This window comes from Rhodococcus sp. As11 (assembly GCF_048957735.1).
Lineage (GTDB): Bacteria > Actinomycetota > Actinomycetes > Mycobacteriales > Mycobacteriaceae > Rhodococcus > Rhodococcus gordoniae.
In genome coordinates this window covers 258,915-276,861 of record NZ_JARDJE010000001.1, presented here as the reverse complement: position 1 = coordinate 276,861, position 17,947 = coordinate 258,915, and the positions used below count along the sequence as shown (strand labels likewise).

Here is a 17,947-nt window from a genome sequence, read left to right as displayed (position 1 = left end):
CCGGGGGATCCGCCGCGCGCGCCGACTACAGCTGCCACGGCTTCGCGATCACGGCCGTCCGGGTTCCGTCAGAGCGATCCGGCCTTCAGCGCCGCCGCGTTGACGCGGACGAGCGTGGCGTGCAGGTCCTGGAGTTCGTCGACTCCGACACCGAGGGCGTCGACGACCTGTCCCGGTACCGACTCGGCCTCGGCGCGCAGGGCTCGTCCGGCCTCGGTGAGCTCGAGGACGAGTTGCCGTTCGTCGGTCACGCTGCGCCGACGGGTGATCAGACCCAGCGACTCGAGCCGCTTGAGCAGCGGCGAGAGGGTGGGGGAGTCGAGCTGGAGCAACTGCCCGACCTGCTTGCTCGTCGCCGGCGAGTCCTCCCACAGGGCGAGCATCACCAGATACTGCGGGTGGGTCAGGCCGAGCCTGTCGAGGATCGGCCGGTAGACCGCGAGCACGGCGCGGTTCGCCACGGCGAGCGCGAAACACACCTGCCGCTCCAGCGCGAGAGGATCATCGCCGGAAGCAGGAAGATGGGTGGCCGGGGACTCGACGCTCATGAATCGACGATACCCAACCGGTTCGCCCACCCCGCTCCTCACGGTTGATAGTCGGGGTAGGTGGTGTGCAGCTTCAGGTAGCCGGTGACGTTCTCGAGCAACCATCCCTCGCTCTCCTCCGGGGTCACGCCGTCGCAGACCGCGTCGCCCTCGATGCAGACCCGTTCGACGGCGATCGTGCCGAAATCGTCGCGGCCGCCGCCGAGCGTGATACCCGGTGCGACCTCACCGGGAAACAGGGTCTCCACACCTCGGGTGTCACGCGGATCCGAATACAGCACACCGCTGATGCGATCCGGCGGCACCGAGTCGTCGGACGCGATCTCGGCGAGGACGTCGCCGGCGATCGAGGCGCCCTGCGAGTAGCCGAGGACGACGAGTTCACTGTCGGGGCACGAGCCGTGCCGGACGGTGATCGTCTCGCGCAGTCGCTGATGGCCGATCCTCTTGGATTCGTCGTAGGCGAGACGTCCGGAGCCCTCGCTCGAACCGGATTCGGGCACCGGCACCACGACGGCGGGATAGCGGATGTGCTCGATCACGGTGCCGGGTGCCGCATAGCGCGCCGAGATCTTCGCGAGGGGTGAATCGGGATCGATCGAATCGGGAGAATCGATGTTGCGGGTTCCGTCGACCGCGAGGACGAACCGTTCGGGGCACGGGCGGAAGGTCTCCGCACCGGCAGTGGCGGCAGCGACGGCAGGGCCTGCCACTCCGAGTGCGAGTCCGGCGACGATCGCCGGGAGGCGACGTGAACAACCGAAGCGGGACATGACAGTCTCCTGTGATCGACCCCGACACCGATGGTTGCCGAACGAGAGAATTGTCCGATTCGACGCTTTTCTCGCCGGAAACTCGCTATGTCGAGTGTAGTCGGTTACAAAGTCACAGACCGACCGTTCGGAATTATGGATGCACCGTCACTCGAGTCCCGTGCTCCGCAGGGTGATGTTGAGGCGTCCGGTGGCGAGTCCGCAGCGGGCGCTTCCGGTGTCGGGGTACACGACGGGCACCCCGTGATAGGCGAACCGCGATGGCCCTCCGAACACGAACAGGTCGCCCGATTCGAGACGCACATCGGTGTACGGCCGGCCGCGCGACTCGCTGGTTCCGAACCGGAACAGGCACGCGTCCCCGAAACTGAGCGACACGATCGGCGCGCTGACCCGTTCGTCCTTGTCCTGATGCATGCCCATCCGGGCGTCGCGGTCGTAGAAATTGATCAGGGCGGTATCGGGTTCGTACTCGTTCCCGGCCGCCGGATCGTCGTAGGCATCGGCAACGGCACGCCGTCCGAGTTCGACGAGTCGGTCGGGAAGCGGCGGTACGGCAGCGTCGTCGACGTCGACCGCGGTGCGGGTGTAGCGGTACGGCGACCAGTGCCATCCGAGGCACACCGTGCTCACCGACATCCGTCCGCCGCCCGGTAGCAGCGTGTGCCGCATCGGCGCCGGCGGGCGCGCCCACTCACGACACGACTCGACGAGTTCGCGCTGTTCGTCCGGGTCGAGCCAGTCGGGCACGTGGACGGCGCCCGGCGCAATCTCGCGCCGCGGCCGGGAGACGGAGAACAATTCGTCCATCCCGGGTGTTCGACCTCCGTGCGTGTGGGCGGTACGTGTAGACAGGTTCCGTACCAACTGTGCCGCACGGAGCGGCACTGCGACTCGACGGGGAGGTAGCAGCCGGTGAAGGTCGAAGGAAAAGTGGCCGTCGTGACCGGAGGGGGCGGCGGAATCGGCGGCGCCATTGCTGCCGGACTCGTCGGGCGGGGCGCGAGAGTGGTGGTCGCCGACCTCGACGAACATGCCGCGCAGCGCGTCGTCGCGAAGCTCGAGGAGGTGACGCCGGGCAGCGCGGTCGCGGTGGCGGCGGACGTCTCCGACGAGGAACACATCCGCGGGCTCGTCGAGCGGGCCGAATCGGAGTTCGGTCCCGTGGACCTGTACTTCGCGAACGCGGGTGTCACCGGTGTGCCCGGTCTGGAGATCGAGGACTCGGTGTGGGAGCAGTCCTTCGACGTCAACCTGCGCGCGCACATCCGGGCGGCGCGGCTCCTGGTCCCCCGATGGGTCGAACGCGGCGAAGGCTATTTCGTCAGCACGGCCTCGGCGGCCGGCCTGCTCACGCAGATCGGCTCGGCCACCTACTCGGTCACCAAGCACGCGGCCGTCGGATTCGCCGAATGGCTGTCGGTGACCTACGGCGACAAAGGCGTACGGGTGAGCTGTCTGTGCCCGATGGGGGTGAACACGCCCCTGTTGTATTCGGGGGACGCATCCGGGCACGCACTCGGCGAACTCGCCACCCGGGCCGTCACGACCGCCGGTGCGGTTCTCGAACCCGCGGACGTCGCGGAGACGGTGTTCGCCGCGATGGAGGAGGAGCACTTCCTGATCCTCCCGCACCCGGAGGTCCTCGAGATGTACCGGAACAAGGGCACCGACTACGATCGGTGGCTGCGCGGCATGCGCCGTTACCGGCAAGCGCTCGAAGAGTCGGCTCCCACCGATTCGTGAAATCGGTGCCCCGCCGCGGACGGTGCCGGGGCGTGACCGAGGAGCAGATCGCCACGATGCCCGTGGACGATCCGCCGCGGTTCTTCGAACGTTGACGGGGTAGGCCGCGTCGGGCAGCACCGAGGATGCTCAGGCCGCGTCGTGCAACACCAGGCCGAGTGTGCGACGCAGGCCCGAGCGGACAGTGCTCACGCCGTGCCGGACCGGCGCCCGCGACCATCCGCGCGCAGAGCGGATCGGCCGGTCGCGGGTGGTGAAGATCAGGGCGTGGCCTTGCTCGAGCACGGTGACGGTGCCTCGCGACTGCGCGCGGGGCCGTTGTTCGACCAGCAGGAATTCGCCGCCGGTGTAGTCGATGCCCGCTCGGTCGAGCCCGATCACGACCTGCAGTGGGAACACGAGGTCGCCGTAGAGATCGCGATGCAGAGCGTTCCAGTCGCCGGCGGTGTAGCGCAGCATCAGTGGGGTGGGGTCGGTCTGGCCGGCCGCGTGGCACATGCCGAGCCAGTCGTCGAAGTCGTCGGGCCAGGGTGCGGGATCGCCGAGGCGTTCGGCCCACGAGCGCGCGACGCCGAGCAGCCGACGGTAGAACGCCGAACGCAGGCATGCGATGGTGTCGGGGACGGGTGGGCCGAAGTACTTGTAGGTGCCGTGCCCGTATCGGTAGCGGCTCATGTCGACCGTGGTGCGGAAGCGGGCGTCGTCGTCCCACAGGGCGGCGAGTTCGGCGCATTCGTCGTCGCTCAGCAGCGGCCCGGTGAGGACGCAGCCGTTCTCGTCGAGCTCTTGCGCCAGTTCCGGCCACGCGAACGCGTCGACACGAGACTGCAGGCTGTCCATGGTCTCCACGGGCTCTCCTCGATCGGCGCGGGCGCACGGGCACGGACATACTCGTAGAGAAGACGTCGTCGCCGACGGAAATGTGAGTGCCCGGATCGGAGAGAATTCAGTGCGGCCGGTCGTCGACGAGTTTGTGCAGTAGCTCGGACAGTCGCGCGCGCTCCTCGGCGTCGAGCCGGTCGAGCATCGCGACGGCGTCGGCATCGCGGGCGGAGGCCAGCTCGGCCCGGACCTTGCGGCCCTCGTCCGTCAGCCGCACGCAGACCGCGCGCCGGTCGGCGGGATCGGGGAGCCGCTCGGTGAGGCCGCGCGACTCGAGGCGATCGACCACCTCGGTGGCCGAGCGGGGGACGATGCGCAGTTCCTTGGCCACGACGCCGAGGCGGATGGGGTCGTCGGCGCGTCCGATGACGTCGAGCGCCCGGTACTCGTGGGGTGACAATCCCCACGGCCGGAGGAGGTCGTGCCAGCGTCGGCGCAGCGTACGCGTGGTGGTGAGGAGAAGATCGCGCAGCGCGACGGGTGAATCCGACATAGTGGCCACAGTACCTCACTTGACGGTTCCCACTCAATGAGGCAACCTCAACAAGTACGAGTCACGAACCACGAATCGAGGTGGCGCACATGATGCAGCCCCCACCCACGCTCGGCGGCAGACCCGGCCGCCGGGGCAAGCTCGACAAGAAGGACCTCGACCAGCTCCGCGAATCCCCGGTGAGCCTGCGCCGCATCGGCGCCCTGTTCGCGCCCCACCGGTGGAAGATCACCCTCGTCGTCGCGCTCATCGTCGCGTCGTCGGTGATCTCCCTCGCGACGCCCTTCCTCGTCCGCGCCGTCATCGACGACGCCATCCCGCACCAGAACGTGAGCCTGCTGCTGTGGGCGGTCGGAGGCATGCTGGCCGTCACCGTCGCGAGTTCGCTCCTGTCCGTCGTCCAGACCTGGATCTCCACGACCGTCGGCCAGAACGTCATGCACGGTCTGCGCACCCGGGTCTTCTCCCACCTGCAGCGACAGTCGCTGAACTTCTTCACCCGCACCCGTGGCGGCGAGATCCAGTCGCGGCTGACCAACGACATCGGCGGCATGCAGTCCGTGGTCACCAACACCGCGACCTCGCTGGCCTCCAACGTCACCACCGTCGTCGGCACCGCGATCGCGATGGCCGTCCTCAGCTGGCGACTGGCGTTGCTCTCGCTGATCGTGCTCCCGCCGGCCATCTGGCTCACCCGCCGGGTCGCGCTCATGCGCCGCGCCGTCACCGCCCGTCAGCAGCGCCGCCTCGCCGACATGCAGTCCCAGATCGACGAAGGACTGTCGGTCAGCGGCGTCCTGCTCGTCAAGACCCTGGGCACCGGCCCGGCACTGTCCGAAAAGTTCGCCCGCACCTCGGAGGAACTGGCCGATCTCGAGGTGCACGCGCAGTTGTCCGGTCGCTGGCGCATGGCCACGATGAACATCGTCTTCGCGGCGATCCCCGCCGTTCTCTACCTGGTGGCGGGCCTGCCGGCCACCTCGGGTGGCATGACGATCGGCACCCTGGTGGCGTTCACCGGCCTGCAGGGCGCGTTGTTCCGGCCGCTGATGGGCCTGCTCGACGTCGGCGTCTCCGTCACCAGTTCGCTCGCGCTGTTCAGCCGCATCTTCGAATACCTCGACCTTCCCGTCGACATCGACGACCCGCACGACCCGGCGGCCGTCGCGGGCCACGTGCGGTTCGAGAACGTGAGCTTCCGCTACGAAGGCGCCCACCGCGACGCGCTCGACCGGATCGACCTCGACGTCCCGGCCGGGGCTCAGGTCGCGCTCGTCGGCGAGACCGGCTCGGGCAAGACCACTCTCGGCTCGCTCGTCGCACGACTGTACGACCCGACCGAGGGACGTGTGAGCATCGACGGTGTCGACCTGCGCGACATGCGGCTCGCCGATCTCGCCGCACTGGTCGGCGTGGTCTCGCAGGAGACCTACCTCCTCCACGCGACCGTCCGGGAGAACCTGCGCTACGCGAAGCCCGACGCGACCGACGACGAGATCGAGACCGCAGCCCGCGCCGCCCACATCCACGATCTGATCGTCTCGCTGCCCGACGGCTACGACACCGTCGTCGGTGCCCGGGGACACCGCTTCTCGGGTGGGGAGAAGCAGCGCCTGGCGATCGCACGCACCCTTCTGCGCGACCCGCGTGTCCTCGTGCTCGACGAGGCGACCAGCGCCCTCGACAACGACACCGAGCACGCCGTGCAGCAGGCGCTCGACGCCGCGCGCAGCGGACGCACGACCATCACCATCGCGCACCGACTCTCGACCGTGCGGAACGCCGACGAGATCGTGGTCCTCGACCGGGGCCGCATCGTCGAACGCGGAACGCACGACGAACTCGTCGCCCGCGGTGGCCGCTACGCAACCCTCGCCGCTCGTGCCGAGCGGGGTGACGCCGACGCTTCGGGGCCGAGCGGGATCAGTTCTTCAGCGTGGCCGCGAGAGCGCGCCGCAGTTCGTTCCGGCTGATCTTGCCCACTCCCGTGACCGGGAAGGCGTCGACGAACTGCACCTTGTCGGGAATCTTGTACTCGGCCATCCCCCGCTTCCTCAGGAATTCCTTGAGCGCGAGGGTTTTCGGTGCTTCGCCCTCGGCGACGACGAAGGCGCAGGTGCGTTCGCCGAGATACTCGTCGGGCATCGACACCACCGCCGCGTCGAGCACTGCCGGGTGCGCGATCAGATGGTTCTCGACCTCCTCGGCCGCGATCTTCTCGCCGCCCCGATTGATCTGGTCCTTCGCGCGTCCCTCGACGACGAGGTAGCCGTGCCCGGTGAGCCGGACGATGTCGCCGGTTCGGTAGAAGCCGTCCGGGGTGAACGCCGTCGAATTGTGTTCGGGCGCATCGTAGTAGCCCCGGATCGTGTACGGGCCGCGGGTGAGCAGGTGTCCGGCGGTGCCCACGGGCACGGGATCGCCCGCGTCGTCGACGATCCGGATTTCGTCGTCGGGGCTGATCGGCCGGCCCTGCGTGGTGACGATGGTGTCCTCGTCGTCGTCGAGCCTGGTGTAGTCGACGAGGCCCTCGGCCATACCGAAGACCTGCTGCAGCGTGCATCCGAGTTCGGGCCGAACACGTTTGGCGGCTTCGGCCGGGAACTTCGCGCCTCCGACCTGCAGCACCTCGAGCGACGACAGGTCGCGTCCGGTGCGGGCCCGCGCCGACAACCACGCCTGCGCGAGGGGTGGGACGAGCGACGCCATCGTCACTCGCTCGCTCTCGATCAGGGCGAACGCGGTGTCCGGGCTCGGATCCGGAGCGAGGACGACGGTGCCGCCGGCGTGCAGCACACCGAGGATGCCCGGCGAACTCATCGGGAAGTTGTGTGCCGCCGGCAGCGCGACCAGCATGCGGGTGTTCTCGTCCACGCCGCAGATCGCTGCGGACTCGCGCACGGAGTACAGATAGTCGGCGTGGGTGCGGGGGATGAGCTTCGATGTGCCGGTGGTTCCGCCCGACAACTGCAGGAAGGCGACGCTTTCGGAGTCGCTCTCCGCGATCGGGGCCGGTTCGCGGTCGCGCAGCGACCCGAGTGCGGTGAACTCCTCGGCCTCACCGGCGACCACGACTGCCGGCGGATTCTCCGTCTCGGAGGTGATCTGCCGGGCGAGCACGCGGTAGTCGAACCCGCCGTGTTCGTCGGCGATCACGTACGCGGCGGCGTCGCTGAACCGGCAGAAGTAGCCGATCTCCGAGGCACGGTGCGCGGGCAGGGCGAAGACCGGGAGCGCGCCGAGGCGGAACACCGCGAACAGGACCTCGGTGTACTCGACGATGTTCGGCAACTGCAGGACGACGCGGTCGCCCGTGCGGACCCCGAGGTCGGCGAGACCGGAGGCGATGCGGGCCGAGATGTCGTCGAGTTCGCGGTAGGTGATGCGCCGCCAGGATCCCGTGGTGTCGTGTCCGACGACGGCGGTGTGGCCGGTGAACCGGGCGGCGCGGGCCGGGAGGAACTCGCCGAAGGTCTCGCTCGTCCAGTAACCGGCTGCGCGATACCGCTCGGCGAACTCCTCGGGGTAGCGGGCGGTGTCGACGAGCGGTGTGCGCTCGAAACCGGTTGTCACGGAGCGGTTCCTTTCGGGAGGTGGGACGGGTCGGGTCTGTCAGGCGCGCAGTGTTGCGCCGCCGTCGACGTAGAGCGCCTGCATGGTGATGTGACGCGCGCGGTCGGACAGCAGGAATTCGATGGCCTCGGCGATGTCGGTGGGTTCGGCGATACGGCCGAGGGGGATGCCGACCTTGAACTGCGACAGATCGCCTTCGATGGCTCCGCGGGCACCGGTGTCGTCGTTCGGGTCCGCCCACAGCGAGCGTTGCATGGCCGTGTCGGTGGAGCCGGGCGCGACGATGTTGGCGCGGATCCCGTACGGCCCCAGCTCGAGTCCGAGTATCCGCACGATCATGGTGGCGGCGGCCTTGGACGATCCGTAGGCGCCCATGCCCATGCGGGGCACGCCCGCGGAGTTCGACCCGACGACGACGATCGAACCCGACTGCCGCTCCCGCATGGCCCGTCCGACCGAACGCAGGACCGACAGCAGTCCGGTGACGTTGACGTCGAACATGTGCTGCCAGTCCTCGGGGTCGGAGTCGAGCACCGATCCGGTGGTGAAGACACCGGCGACGTGCGCGAGATGCTCGATCGGTCCGTGCTCGGATTCGATGCTGTCGACGGCGTAGGCGACGGCGTCGTGGTCGCGGATGTCGACGGCGTAGGTGGGGACGGAATCGCCCAGCAGCGCAGCGGTCCTACCCAGTCCTTCCGCGTTGCGATCCACGAGCACGAGACGGTGCCCGGCGCGCGCGAGGGTCTCCGCGGTCGCGCGGCCGATGCCCTGTGCGGCTCCGACGACGAGTGTGACGGGGTCCCGGGGTGCGGGGGACTGGGGTGCGGGGGTCTCGGTCACCGGAGTACTCCCAGTGCATCGAGAACGGTGCCGAACTTGACGGTCGTCTCGGCCAGTTCGTCGGCGGGGTCGGAGTCGGCGACGATACCGCCCCCGGCGTAGGCGGTGAGCCCGACCCCGTCGGGTTCGAGGACGGCGCAGCGGATGGTCACCATCCATTCGCCGTCGCCGCGACCGTCGCACCATCCGACGGCCCCGGCGTAGAAACCCCGATCGCCCTCGGTGGCGAGGATCAGGTCACGGGCGGCGGCGGTCGGCGTGCCGCAGATCGCGGGGGTGGGATGCACGGCGAGTGCGAGATCGAGTGCCGTGACATCCGGGTCGCGCAGCCGGCCCTCGACGGGCGTGCCGAGATGCCACAGTTGCCGCGTGCTGGTCACCGACGGCCGATCGGGGATGTCGAGGTCGGCGCACAACGGTTCGAGCGCGGTGCGGATCGCATCGATCACGTGCGCGTGTTCGGCGAGGTTCTTCGCGGAACCGGCGAGTGTCTCGGCGGTCGCGCGATCGATCTCGGGATCGCGGTGGCGCGGTGCGGAACCGGCGAGGGGGTGGGCGGTGACCCGATCGCCGCGACGGCACACGAGCACCTCCGGGCTCGACCCCACCAGATGACGGCCCGTCCACGGGTCGCCGGCCGCGGTGAGATCGACGAGGAAGCCGTTGTGCAGCGGGTCGTTTCGTACGAGGGCGGCGAGCAGTTCGTGTGGGCCGACGGGCCGGCCGGCGCGCAGGACGAGTGCGCGCGCCAGGACGACCTTGAGCAGTTCGCTCTCGTCCGAGCGGAGCAATCGCAGTGCGGTCTCGACCCGGTCGATGTGCTCGCCTTCGGAGGGCAACGCACCCGTGATCGCGATGGGGGGCAGGTTGCCGGCGGGTGCGGCGTAGGGGGCGGGGGAATGGTGGAGTAGGTGCGGGGCGGTCAGCGCGGCGGGACGACCGACCTCGAACGGCAACGCACCGACGAGTGCGGTGATCCGGCCGGCGCGGAGGGCCTCGGCGGCGGCGGACGGGTGGTCGAAGCGCTCACTCACGCCTTCGGCGACGACGGTGCCGTGTGGACGGGACAGGACGAACGGATGCGCGACGGGCCGCTCGGCCCGGTCGGTAGCGGTTGCGCCGAGGACCGGCACTTGCATTCTCGTACCTTCCGGTTGAGGAGGTCTGCTGGCAGGACCGCGCCACGAGGCACACGATCACAGAGCAACATATACGGTAAGCCTAACCTTTGGTACTGTCCCCTCCGGCGCCGCAGCGCGCCCATCAGCGGATTCCGTTCTCAGTCATTCGTTTCGACCGAAGGAAAGAGGATCTCCAGTGCCCCTTGCCGGCCCGGACGCCTCACGGCTCGCCCTGTCGCGCGCACAGTCGGGTGTATGGTTCGCCCAGCAACTGAACCCCGACAACCCGCTGTTCAACACTTCGGAGTGCATCGAACTGCGAGGTGCGATCGACGAGGAAAAGCTGGTCGCGGCCGTTTCCGGGGCGGCGTCCGAGGCCGAGGCGCTGGTCGTGGGGTTCGAGACCCTCGCCGACGGTACGGTCGTCCGGATCCCCGGTGCGCGCCCGCTCGATCTCGCCCCGGCCGTCGACCTCACCTCCGCGGCGAACCCCTGGGAGGCGGCCCACGAGTGGATGGCACGCGACCTCGAACGGGCCGTCGACCTGTCGGTGGATCCGTGCGTCCGGGCAGCGGTCCTGCGACTCGCCGACGATCACGTCCTGCTCTACCTCCGCGCCCACCACATCGTCCTCGACGCCTTCGGCTTCTCGCTGTTCAACCGGCGTATCGCCGAGCGGTACACCGCCGCGGTCGCCGGTGCGGAAGTTGCTGCCGCACGGTTCGATCCGGTCGAAGCGGTGATCCGGGAAGAATCGGTCTATCGCGACTCGGCCGACTTCGATGCCGACCGTGCCTTCTGGAGCGAGTACCTCGACGGCGTGGACGAAGCGGTCGCCCTGCGACCCGGCCCGGGTGGCATCGCGCGACGCTCCCGCGGCGCGCGTTTCACCCTCGACGCCGAACAGCAGCGCGGTCTGGTGGCCCTCGGCAAGGAGGTCGGCGCGAGTTGGGGCGATGCGGTGACCGCCCTCGTCGCCGTCTATCTGCGTGGCGCGACCGGTCGCGAGGACCTCACGCTCGGTTTCCCCGTCATGAACCGCCTGGGCACCGCTGCACTGCGGGTGCCGATCACCGCCGTCAATGTCGTTCCGCTGCGCCTGAATCCCACCGCCTCGGTCACGCTCGTCGATCTCGTCGCCCAGGTACGCGATGGAGTTGCACTGTGCCGCAACCACTATCGCTACCGGACCGAGGACATCCAGCGCGACCTGCGGCTGCCCACCGGATCCCGCGGTGTCATCGGGCCGTCGGTCAACGTCAAGCCGTTCGGCGACTCCCTCCGGTTCGGCGACATGCGCGCGGCCGTGCACTCGGTGGCCCGAGGGCCCCTGCAGGATTTCATGGTCACCGTGCGGCCACTCGACGGCAGTGCCGGACTCGAGGTGTTCGTCGACGTGGACGCCGACGTCTACAGCGAGGCGGATCTGACGCTCCACACCGAGCGCTTGGAGATGCTGTTCGGTTCGGTTGCCGAGCGGGATCTGCACACCCCGCTCGCGCAGGTGTCCGTCCTGACCGCCGCCGAGCGACGGACGATCCTCGACGACTGGAGCCACAGCCCGGACATCCCGTTCGACCCGGAGCTGACGCTCGTCGATCTGCTGCGGGAGAGGATCGAGGCGGCCCCCGACGCACCGGCCGTGGCCGACGCCCGTGTGACGCTCACCTACGCGCAGTTCGGCGCGCGGGTGCACCGCCTGGCCCGGTATCTGGCCTCCCGGGTCGATCTCGACCGGCCGCACGCGCGGGTCGCGCTCGCGCTGCCCCGTACCGTCGACGCGCTGGTCGCCATCCACGCCGTCCTCGAGACCGGCGCCGCCTACGTGCCGCTCGACGTCGACCAGCCCCTCGACCGCCTCGCCCACATCCTCGGCTCCACCGATCCCGTCTGCGTCCTCACCGCCCGCGTGACCGACGACCGGGTCGGTGAGGTCGCGGGCGCACCCCACCGCGTCGTGCTCGAGGATCTCGACCTCGACGCCGTGTCCGACGCTCCGCTCGACGACTCGGAGCGCCGTCCGCCGACACCCGAGACGATCGCCTACGTCATCCATACGTCCGGCTCCACGGGCAGACCGAAGGGTGTCGTCGTACCCCACCGCGGGCTGGTCAACCTCTTCCACAGCCACCGCGCCCAGGTGTTCACCCGTGCCGCCCGCGAGGCCGGCCGCGAATCCGTCCGCCTCGGCCTGGCCTGGTCGCTCGCGTTCGACGCGTCGTGGCAGCCGCTGCTGTGGATGCTCGCCGGGCACACCGTCGACATCGTCGACGAGGCGACCCGGCGCGACCCGGCGGCGCTCGCACGCCGCGCCCTCGACGAGGGATGGGATTTCGTCGAGTTCTCACCGAGTCAACTCGAGCAGTTCGTCGACGACGGCCTGTTCCCGGACGGCACCGTGCCCACCCTCGGTTTCGGCGGCGACGCCGTCTCCGAGCGGTTGTGGAACCGCCTGCGCGAACGCCGGGGCGCGGCCTTCAACTTCTACGGCCCCACCGAGTGCAGCGTCGACGTCCTCGTCGCGGAGGTCGCCGACGCCGAGACACCGGTGGTCGGCCGGCCCGTCGCCAACCTGCGCGTCCACGTCCTCGACGCGGGACTCGCACCCGTGCCGGCCGGAACCGAGGGCGAGCTGTACGTGGCCGGGCCGGGTGTGGTCCGGGGATATCTCGACGCGCCTGCACTCACCGCGAGCAGATTCGTCGCGAATCCGTACTCGGAGGACTCCTCGGGTCCGTACGCCCGCCTGTACCGCACCGGCGACCTCGTGCAGTGGACCGAGGACGGCCGCATCGTCTACCGCGGCCGAGTCGACAACCAGGTCAAGGTCCGCGGATTCCGCATCGAACTCGGTGAGGTCGACGCCGCCCTGCTGCGCATCCCCGGTGTGTCCCGTGCGGCGACGGTGGTGCGCACCGATCCCTCCGGTGCTACGCAGCTCGTCGGCTATCTCGTGGGGCAGGACGTGCCCGAACCGGTCGAGGCGCGCCGCCTCGTCGCCGAGTTCCTGCCCGGGTACATGGTTCCCGCCGCGCTCGTCGTCCTCGACGAACTGCCGTTGACCTCCAACGGCAAGCTCGACCGCACGGCGCTGCCCGAACCGGACTTCTCCTCGATGGTCTCGTCCCGCACCGCGGAGACCGAGACCGAGCGGGCGCTGTGCCGGATCTACGCCGACATCCTGGGTCTCGACACGGTGGGCGCGGACGACGACTTCTTCGCGCTCGGCGGCCACTCGCTCAGCGCCGCGACACTGCTCGCCCGCATCCGTGACGAGCTCGGTGTGGAGTTGCCGATCCGGACGGTCTTCGATCATCCGCAGGTCGTCGCGCTCGCCGCGCACTGTGGAGACCACCCGACCGCCGCTCCGGCCGGACCGGCGCTCGTCCCGCGCGGTGAGAGCGATCCGGCGGCCCTGTCCCTTGCACCACTGTCGTATGCGCAGCAGCGGCTGTGGTTCATGTACCGCATGGAAGGGCCCAGTCCGACCTACAACGTCCCCATCACGGTGGACCTGCACGGACCGGTCGACCCGGATGCGTTGCGGCAGGCGGTCTCCGACGTGCTCGCGCGCCACGAGAGTCTGCGCACCGTTCTCGTCGAGCGTGACGGCACGGGGATGCAGCAGGTGCGCGGAGTGGAAGAAGTTGCCGGGGTTGCCGTTCCCTTCGCGGTCGAGACCGTCGACCGCGACGCGCTCACCGGGCGCCTGCATTCCGAGGCCCGGCACGCGTTCGATCTCGAACGCGAGATCCCGTTGCGGATCCGGTTGTTCACGATGGCGCCCGACGAGCACGTGATGCTCGTGCTCGCCCACCACATCGCGAGCGACGAATTGTCCACACCCCTGCTGCTGCGCGATCTCGGCACCTTCTACTCCGCGCACGTCCGCGGCGACTCCCGCGAGCCTGCACCGTTGCCCGTGCAGTACGCCGACTACGCGATCTGGCAACGCGAACTGCTCGGCGACCAGAACGACGAGAACTCGCTCTCCGCACGGCAACTCGCGTTCTGGCGCGAGGAGCTCGACGGTCTCCCTGCCGAACTCGGCCTTCCCGCCGACCGCCCGCGTCCGGCCGTGGCGTCCTATGCGGGCGGCGGTGTCGAACACAGGATCCCGGCCGATCGTGCGGCGGGGATCCGGGAGGCCGCACGCGCGACCGGCACCACGATGTTCATGATGGTGCACGCGGCGGTCGCGCTCGCGCTCTCGCACAGCGGTGCGGGCGAGGACATCCCGCTCGGATCGCCCACCGCGGGACGGCCCGCCCCGGAACTCGACGACCTCGTCGGCTTCTTCGTCAACATGGTGGTGCTGCGCACCGACCTCTCGGGCGACCCCACCGTGCGGGAGCTGCTCGCCCGGATCAAGGACACCGACGTCGCGGCGTACTCGCACCAGGACGTCCCGTTCGACCGCGTCGTGGAAACCCTCAACCCCGAGCGCAGCGCGGCCCGGCACCCCCTGTTCCAGGTGATGGTGCAGTACCAGAGCCCGCCGGCGATCACGGGATTCGACGGCCTGACGCCTACACCCTCGTTCGTCGCGAACGACACCGCGATGTTCGACCTCACCTTCGGCGTCATCGAGGAATCCGACGGTGGTTTGTGCGTACGCGTCGAGTACGCCCGCGACCTGTTCGACGAGTCGTCCGCCGAGGCCTTCGCCGCGCGGGTCGAGCGGGCCTTCGCCGCGGTGTGCGCCGATCCGGACGCGAGGCTCTCGCAGCTCGCTCTGCTCACCGCCTCCGAGCGTGAGGTGTTGCGCGCCGGTGATGCGACCGCGCTCCCGGATCGGTCCGGACCGCGGAGCCTGCCCGCACTGTTCGCTCGCACCGTGGAGCGCTACGGCGAGGAGACCGCGCTGGTCACGCCGTCGAGCCGTCTGACCTTCCGCGACCTGGATGCGTGGTCCGACCGGATCGCCCGTCACCTCGTCGCGAACGGGATCGGTCCCGAAGACGTCGTGGGACTGAGTCTTCCGCGCGAATCCGTGCTGGTCGCGGCGATCCTCGGCGTGTGGAAGTCGGGAGCGGCCTATCTGGTGCTCGACCCGGAGCAACCGGCCGACCGGAACGAGTTCATGCTCCGCGACGCGGGTGTGGGCGTCGTGCTCGACGTCGACGCGGCCGGATCGATCACCGGCCCCGGCCCGGACGTGCACCTGCCGGTCGTGCACCCGGACACCACCGCCTATCTCGTGTACACCTCCGGTTCGACCGGCACCCCGAAGGGTGTGGTGGTGCCGCATCGCGGTGTCGTGAACCTGTGGGAGACGGTGCGCACCCGCACCGTCGGCGATCCCGCGATGCGCCGCCGCGCCGTGCTGCTGAGCTACACCTTCGCGTTCGACTCGTCCGTCGAACCCCTCCTCGCGATGCTGGGCGGCCACACCGTGCACGTACTCGCCGAGGACCTCATGGCCGATGCCGAGGGGATCGTCCGGTACGTCCGGAGGCACCGCATCGACGCACTCGACTGCGGTCCGGTGCTCGCCGGTCGCCTGCTCACCGAGGGACTCCTCGACCCTGCCGCGCCGCACCGTCCCGAGTCGATGGTACTCGGCGGCGAGGCCGTCCCGGGTGAGCTGTGGTCGCAGCTCGCCGCGGAAACCGATGTGCGCGTGAGCAACATGTACGGTCCGACGGAATGCACCGTCGACGCGACCGGCGTCGTACTCACCCCGGGCAGCACCCCGAACATCGGAACGCCGATCCACGGCGGCCGGGTGTACGTCCTCGACGCCTATCTGCGGCAGGTGCCCCCGGGCGTCGCCGGTGAACTGTACGTCGGCGGCCCGCACGTCACCCGCGGCTATCTCGGCCGAAGCGCGCAGACGGCCGGACGGTTCGTGGCCGACCCCTTCGGCACCGGCGGCGAGCGCCTCTACCGCACCGGCGATCTGGTGCGCTGGAGGATCTCCGGCACCGACGGCCCGGTGCTCGACTACCTCGGCCGCACCGACGACCAGGTGAAGATCCGCGGCTTCCGCATCGAACTCGGCGAGATCGAGACCGTGCTCGGCGGCCACCCCGCAGTGAGTGCCGCGGCGGTCGTGGTCCGCGAGGACGAACCGGGTCGCAAGCGACTCGTCGCCTATGCGGCCGGGACCACCGACCCCGACACCCTGCGGGTGTACGTCGCCGACCGGCTGCCCGACCACATGGTTCCCGCCGTCACGGTCGTGCTCGACGAATTGCCGGTCACCCGCAACGGAAAGATCGACCGCAGAGCACTTCCCGAGCCGGTCTTCACTCCGGCCGCCGAGAGCCGGCTGCCGGCGGACGAACTCGAACAGCGTCTGTGCGAACTGACGGCGGGTGTACTCGGACTCGACGCCGTGGGTCCCGACGACGACTTCTTCGCTCTCGGTGGCGATTCGATCGTGTCCATCCAGCTGGTGTCCGCGGCGCGCGCCTCCGGGATCCGGTTCACCGCGCGGCACGTCTTCGAGCACCGGAGCCCCGCGGGTCTCGCCCGGGTCGCCGAGATCGAGGACGGCCCGGGGACGGTCGACGTCGAGGCGGCACTCGGCGAAATCCCGGCGACACCGATCGTCCACGACATGCTCGATCGTGGTGGACCCTACGCCCGCTACGCGCAGTCGCGGCTGCTCCTCGCGCCTACGGGGCTCACCGTCGAGCGGTTGACCGGCGGCGTCCAGGCCCTGCTCGACACGCACGACGCCCTGCGGGCCGTCTTCGACCCGCAGGCGCGGGTACTCGACGTCCGCCCGGTCGGTTCCGTCGACGCCGCGGACATCGTGACCCGCGTGGACGTCTCGGGTTCGCCCGATCTGCAGGAGGCGATCGTCGCCGCGACCGAGGCCGCGTACGCCGAACTCGATCCTGCTGCGGGCGCGCTCGTGCGCGTGATCTTCTTCGACGCCGGTCCCGATGCGCCGGGGCGGGTGTTCGTCGCAGTGCATCACCTCGTCGTCGACGGCGTGTCGTGGCGCATCCTGGTGCCCGATCTCGCCGGCGCGGTCGACGGTGTCGTGCCGGTCCGCGCGGGCACGTCGCTGCGCCGCTGGGCACGGGGACTGCTCGACGGGGTGCCGACGCGCAGATCCGAACTGTCGTTGTGGCGGCGGATCCTCGCACCGACGGGACGCGTGCGTCTGGCGTCCGGGGATCCGGATCCTGTGCGGCACACCATGGCGGAGACCGCGAAGGTACAGGTCGAGGTTCCGTCCGAGCTCACCGACGCGCTGCTCACCACCGTTCCCGAGCGGTTCCGTGCCGGCGTCGAGGACGTCCTGCTCACAGCATTGGCGCTGGCGTCCGCGCGGGTGTGCGGCGACGGGGCGATCGCGGTCGACCTCGAAGGGCACGGCCGTGAGGAACAGGCCGTCCCGGGGGTGGATCTGTCGCGCACGGTGGGCTGGTTCACCACGCTCTATCCGGTGCGCCTGGACGTCGGCGGGCTCGATGTGGCCGACGCGTACGCCGGGGGAACGAGTGCGGGGGACGCGTTGAAACGGGTGAAGGAACAGCTGCGAGAGATTCCAGACAGCGGAATCGGGTTCGGGATGCTGCGGCACCTCGATCCCGTGGGCGGTCCGGAACTCGCGAGCGCCGGTGCCGTGGACATCGGATTCAACTATCTCGGCCGGTTCACGCTGGGGGAGACCGAGGGGCAGGCGTGGGCCGGCGCCCCGGAGAGTTCGGTGCTCGGTGGGGCCACCGAAGCCGACATGCCCGTCGCGCACGCCGTCGAGATCGGCGTGCTCACCGACGATTCCGGTACCGAGCCGGTGTTGCGCGGAATGTTCGGGTACAGCCCCGATCTCGTTCCGGCGGCGACGGTCGCCGCGCTCGCCGACGAGTGGATCGCGGCGTTGCGTGCGCTCGCAGGGCATTCGGCGGACGAGGACGCAGGAGGGTTCACGCCGTCCGACCTCACGCTCGACGACCTGGACCAAGCGGAGATCGACGATTTCGCGCTCGAATTCGGCTGACACGAAGC

General features: G+C 69.8%; 11 protein-coding genes. 3 read left to right on the top strand and 8 right to left on the bottom strand.

Features of this window, described 5'->3' with window-relative positions:
* Positions 1–68: 68 nt before the first annotated feature.
* From PV766_RS01360 to PV766_RS01350, 3 genes are all read right to left on the bottom strand, one after another.
* A complete protein-coding gene (locus tag PV766_RS01360; RefSeq protein ID WP_129977197.1) occupies positions 69–548 on the bottom strand; it encodes a MarR family winged helix-turn-helix transcriptional regulator in 480 nt (159 codons plus the stop codon).
* A 38-nt stretch (positions 549–586) separates the two neighbouring features.
* A complete protein-coding gene (locus PV766_RS01355) occupies positions 587–1,321 on the bottom strand; it encodes a cutinase family protein (protein ID WP_016934488.1) in 735 nt (244 codons plus the stop codon).
* 147 nt (positions 1,322–1,468) lie between these two features.
* Positions 1,469–2,131 carry an alpha-ketoglutarate-dependent dioxygenase AlkB family protein gene (locus PV766_RS01350; protein ID WP_064063099.1) on the bottom strand — a complete coding sequence of 221 codons (663 nt, stop codon included), beginning with the start codon at positions 2,129–2,131 and terminating at the stop codon, positions 1,469–1,471.
* A gap of 105 nt (positions 2,132–2,236) precedes the next feature.
* Between PV766_RS01350 and PV766_RS01345 the strand changes: the two genes are divergently transcribed.
* The gene (locus PV766_RS01345; RefSeq protein WP_064063100.1) at positions 2,237–3,067 is read left to right on the top strand and encodes an SDR family oxidoreductase; all 831 of its coding nucleotides are present in this window, start codon (positions 2,237–2,239) and stop codon (positions 3,065–3,067) included.
* A gap of 129 nt (positions 3,068–3,196) precedes the next feature.
* Here the strand turns inward: PV766_RS01345 and PV766_RS01340 are convergent, their stop codons facing one another.
* Entirely contained in the window at positions 3,197–3,907 is a 711-nt protein-coding gene (locus tag PV766_RS01340; RefSeq protein ID WP_371053545.1) for a 2OG-Fe(II) oxygenase, read from the bottom strand.
* Positions 3,908–4,013: 106 nt separating this feature from the next.
* Complete coding sequence (locus PV766_RS01335; RefSeq protein WP_016934492.1) at positions 4,014–4,442, bottom strand: MarR family winged helix-turn-helix transcriptional regulator; 429 nt, start codon at positions 4,440–4,442, stop codon at positions 4,014–4,016.
* 89 nt (positions 4,443–4,531) lie between these two features.
* Between PV766_RS01335 and PV766_RS01330 the strand changes: the two genes are divergently transcribed.
* Positions 4,532–6,415, top strand: coding sequence for an ABC transporter ATP-binding protein (locus PV766_RS01330; RefSeq protein WP_421096264.1), 1,884 nt, complete (start codon positions 4,532–4,534; stop codon positions 6,413–6,415).
* Here PV766_RS01330 and PV766_RS01325 read toward each other — a convergent pair.
* Genes PV766_RS01325 through PV766_RS01315 form a run of 3 tightly spaced genes read right to left on the bottom strand, consistent with a single transcriptional unit; the run spans position 6,366 to position 9,997 of the window.
* Entirely contained in the window at positions 6,366–8,015 is a 1,650-nt protein-coding gene (locus PV766_RS01325) for a (2,3-dihydroxybenzoyl)adenylate synthase (RefSeq protein ID WP_129977194.1), read from the bottom strand. The genes PV766_RS01330 and PV766_RS01325 overlap by 50 nt on opposite strands.
* 39 nt (positions 8,016–8,054) lie before the next feature.
* Positions 8,055–8,858, bottom strand: a complete 804-nt coding sequence (locus tag PV766_RS01320; RefSeq protein ID WP_115311535.1) for a 2,3-dihydro-2,3-dihydroxybenzoate dehydrogenase — start codon at positions 8,856–8,858, stop codon at positions 8,055–8,057.
* Complete coding sequence (locus PV766_RS01315) at positions 8,855–9,997, bottom strand: isochorismate synthase (protein ID WP_207213548.1); 1,143 nt, start codon at positions 9,995–9,997, stop codon at positions 8,855–8,857. The genes PV766_RS01320 and PV766_RS01315 overlap by 4 nt, the downstream gene beginning before the upstream one ends.
* A gap of 178 nt (positions 9,998–10,175) precedes the next feature.
* Between PV766_RS01315 and PV766_RS01310 the strand changes: the two genes are divergently transcribed.
* Positions 10,176–17,939: an amino acid adenylation domain-containing protein gene (locus PV766_RS01310; RefSeq protein WP_421096263.1), complete on the top strand. Its 7,764-nt coding sequence runs from the start codon at positions 10,176–10,178 to the stop codon at positions 17,937–17,939.
* Positions 17,940–17,947 lie beyond the last annotated feature (8 nt).